The organism is Bacteroides sp. OF04-15BH, from assembly GCF_003477995.1.
Lineage (GTDB): Bacteria > Bacteroidota > Bacteroidia > Bacteroidales > Bacteroidaceae > Paraprevotella.
Window position 1 is genome coordinate 1 of the sequence record NZ_QUEM01000076.1, and the last position, 3,284, is coordinate 3,284.

The following is a 3,284-nucleotide window of genomic DNA, read 5'->3' on the forward strand; positions in this document are numbered from 1 at the left end:
AGTTAAGAACAAGCCTTGACACAGTTTAAATTACACCCCCGTAAGCATGTAGAATCTTTGTTTATGCTTTGTCCCTTTGACGGACAGAAAATTCCTGCGGGTTCAGAATTTTGTCCCTATTGCGGAAAAAAAATTCAGGGTGGGGTGTTATAAATCCTTTTCCTAAATCCACTTTATCTATAAAGAACAAAAATAGTAACCTTTAAAATTTAAAACTTATGATACCTTTATATTCAGCAGCAGCATTGGCCGTAAAGACTTTAGATCAGGGAATGAGAACTTCACTTCCAAATGAAATAGTTGATTGTATTCAGACACATGCCGCTCTGGCCGCAGGCGCCGCATGGATTCCGGTTGCAGGATTGGATTTGGCAGCTTTAGCTGCAAATACCTGGGCTATGTATGTTCGTATTAACAAGATGCTCGGTGTTTCTTTCAGTGAGAATATGATGAAAAGTATCGGATCTGCCGTCGCTGCCAATCTGACCAGTAATCTGGCTATTGCCGGAATCGGCTCACTTCTGAAATTCATACCGGGAATCGGTACTGTATCCGGAGGTTTTATCATGACTGCCACCATGTATGGAGCTACGGTCTGTGCAGCCTGGATTTATCTGACAGCTTTGGTCAATTGGGTCAAGGACGGAAAGGGAAGCGGAGACGATCTGAAGGCTTGCGTGAATGATGTTATCGCTCAGAATAAGAGTAGAATCAAGAATATGATGAAAGACGCGAAAAATGAATATAGAAACAAACCTGATAAATAAGTGATATGGATAACAGGAAATATGTCCCGCAACCGGTGGATACCAGCGAGGTGCGTTTGCCGGAAACTCTACAGAATCTGGCTGAGACCATGGCCAAGAATGTTCATGAGGTTTGGGCGAAAAACAGAATGGCACAAGGATGGAAATATGGTACGAAACGTGATGATGAACACTTGATGCATCCGTGCCTCATTCCTTATGAGGAACTGAGTGAAGAAGAAAAGGAATATGACCGGAATACGGCTATGGAAACTTTGAAGTTGATTCTTAAATTGGGATTTAAAATTGAGAGACGATGATTGTGGAAAGAGTGATCTTCGGATGAACTTTTTCTTGAAAAGAGAATCCCCTGAAAGCTTCTGACTTTCAGGGGATTCTTTATTCGTTCGCGGTGCGTACGGGACTCGAACCCGTGACCCCATGCGTGACAGGCATGTATTCTAACCAACTGAACTAACGCACCAAAAACGCTTTTGATTTTTCCACTATTTTACTGGCGGTGCGTACGGGACTCGAACCCGTGACCCCATGCGTGACAGGCATGTATTCTAACCAACTGAACTAACGCACCAGTATCTGTTTTATCAGGGGGGTCCTGATTTCGGGTGCAAAGATAGAACTTATTTCCCGAAATTCCAAATGTAGCGACCGTTTTTATATCCTCTTTCTTTAAAATAATGCCTGTTTTTTGATGTTCAGTTTTTCTTTTTTATAAATTTGCGTAAAGCATCATGCCGCTTGTAGGCGACAGTTTTGCTCGTTATATTGTTTTATGAATACTTGGAGATATGACAAATTCAAAATTGTTTTTAAGGTGTTTTATGGCTGGTTCTATAAATTTGAATGAGCCGAGAGGGTATTATTATGGGGCTATGACGGCTTTAAGGAATCTTTGGGGCAGTTCCTATGTCCAGATTGAGGGAAAGACCTACAAGGATTTTTCAGAGGCACTTTCAGAAAAAGAAGACGGCAACCAGGGAGATTATAATGAGTATATTAAAGATAAGGCGGATATTGTCTTTTTTGTAATTGATCATGGGGTTGGCGACAAGACGGTGTTGGAGTATGAACTGGCTGTTTCTGCATTTAAGGAAAAAGGACGTCCGGAGATTGTCGTTTTCTGCAATAAAAACTCTTCTGACGAAACAGACGTCAAGAAACTGAAAGAAAAAGTTTCTGACCTGAAACAGTATTGGGTGGATTACAAGGATAATTCTGTTCTGGAATATCTGTTTAAAGACTATGTCAATCGTTTTCTGATAGAAAAGAAGGAGGAACTGGGATTTCTGAATTCGGAGGTAAAGAGTCTGCTTTCCATAAAATGTCAGGAGGTAGTCAATGCCTTGGTCGGATATTTGACTACCATAGATGCTCTCTGTGTGGAGGTTGCTCTCTTGAAAAAGGCCTGGAACAAATATTGCCGGGAATATACCTATGCTTTGGCCGCTATGGGAAAGGAGCAGGCGGCCGATGACCTGTGTTCGTCGGTGGAACATTATGGAGATGAAATTACGCGCATTTCCAAAGACTTTGATGTCAATCAGCTAAAGTTCTCTTCCGATACACTGCTTATGGTAGGACGTTATATCCAGGATGCTCAGGAATTGCCGTATTGTGCCAAGAATTATCTGACTATTTTGAATGAGGCTTATCAGATTGCTCAGGCGATTGTAGCAGCTTTGAAAAGCAAACAGGTACTGAACCGAGCAATGATAGAAGCTCAGTTGGACGGATTCCAGTATATGTGTAATGCTGATGTCTATACCGTTGCCGGCGTCATAGCTCAGTTCCCGACCAGTTATCATGAGAATTTTCATCAGTCCAGCAGATACTGGCAAACATTGCCCAATGGAGTAAGCCTTTATCTGAAACAAGAGGATTATCAGAGATTTGCATCCAGAGAATTTGATCAGTATCAGCGACTGTTAGACAGGTTGTCCAGTAATATCGATATACAGGATGCCGAGTTGCAGGAGCTAAAGGAGCGTCTGGATACTCTGGCAAACAACCAGATCATGCAGCCTTATCAGCCTTCTCCCATTGATGTTTCAGCCGTTGTCTTGCCGGATGGAGTAGAGGAACTGGTAGAAAAGCAGGTCCGGGCATCACACGATCTTTGGGTGGATAGCTGTTTGAAACAGGGCTGGCATTTGGACAGAGAGTATAGTGAAAAAAAGAAAACCAATCCTTATCTTCTGGCTTTTGAAAAACTTCCTGAAGAGGTGAAGGCTAATTATAGAGAACAATGTCGTGCAAATTTAAAGATGATATATGCCTTGGGATACACCTTGAACACTCAAACAGGTAATAAGAAGGAATAGAAAAATCCCCTGAGAATTTCAGATTTCTCAGGGGATTTTAGTTGGTTGCGGTGCGTACGGGACTCGAACCCGTGACCCCATGCGTGACAGGCATGTATTCTAACCAACTGAACTAACGCACCAAAAATGCTTCTGATTTTTCCACTATTTTACTGGCGGTGCGTACGGGACTCGAACCCGTGACCCCATGCGTGAC

Annotated in this window: 3 protein-coding genes and 3 tRNA genes; 3 read left to right on the forward strand and 3 right to left on the reverse strand. The window is 42.4% G+C overall.

From position 1 onward, the window contains the following. Positions 1–218 precede the first annotated feature (218 nt). Entirely contained in the window at positions 219–767 is a 549-nt protein-coding gene (locus DXA74_RS15735) for a DUF697 domain-containing protein (RefSeq protein WP_118529077.1), read from the forward strand. Positions 768–772: 5 nt separating this feature from the next. Next, positions 773–1,066 (forward strand): RyR domain-containing protein, encoded by a 294-nt coding sequence (locus DXA74_RS15740; RefSeq protein ID WP_118529079.1) that lies wholly within the window; start codon positions 773–775, stop codon positions 1,064–1,066. 90 nt (positions 1,067–1,156) lie between these two features. Here the strand turns inward: DXA74_RS15740 and DXA74_RS15745 are convergent. Together DXA74_RS15745 and DXA74_RS15750 are read right to left on the reverse strand one after the other, a co-directional pair. Continuing rightward, positions 1,157–1,230: transfer RNA gene (locus DXA74_RS15745), tRNA-Asp, on the reverse strand. 31 nt (positions 1,231–1,261) lie between these two features. Continuing rightward, a tRNA-Asp gene (locus tag DXA74_RS15750) sits at positions 1,262–1,338 on the reverse strand. A gap of 250 nt (positions 1,339–1,588) precedes the next feature. Between DXA74_RS15750 and DXA74_RS15755 the strand changes: the two genes are divergently transcribed. Next, positions 1,589–3,088, forward strand: coding sequence for a RyR domain-containing protein (locus DXA74_RS15755; protein WP_158576094.1), 1,500 nt, complete (start codon positions 1,589–1,591; stop codon positions 3,086–3,088). A 48-nt stretch (positions 3,089–3,136) separates the two neighbouring features. Here the strand turns inward: DXA74_RS15755 and DXA74_RS15760 are convergent. Next, positions 3,137–3,210, reverse strand: a tRNA-Asp gene (locus tag DXA74_RS15760). Positions 3,211–3,284 lie beyond the last annotated feature (74 nt).

Coding starts and splice junctions, on each gene's coding strand:
- DXA74_RS15735 (WP_118529077.1), top strand. CDS start 219: ATGATACCTTTATATTCAGCAGCAGCATTGGCCGTAAAGACTTTAGAT.
- DXA74_RS15740 (WP_118529079.1), top strand. CDS start 773: ATGGATAACAGGAAATATGTCCCGCAACCGGTGGATACCAGCGAGGTG.
- DXA74_RS15755 (WP_158576094.1), top strand. CDS start 1,589: ATGGCTGGTTCTATAAATTTGAATGAGCCGAGAGGGTATTATTATGGG.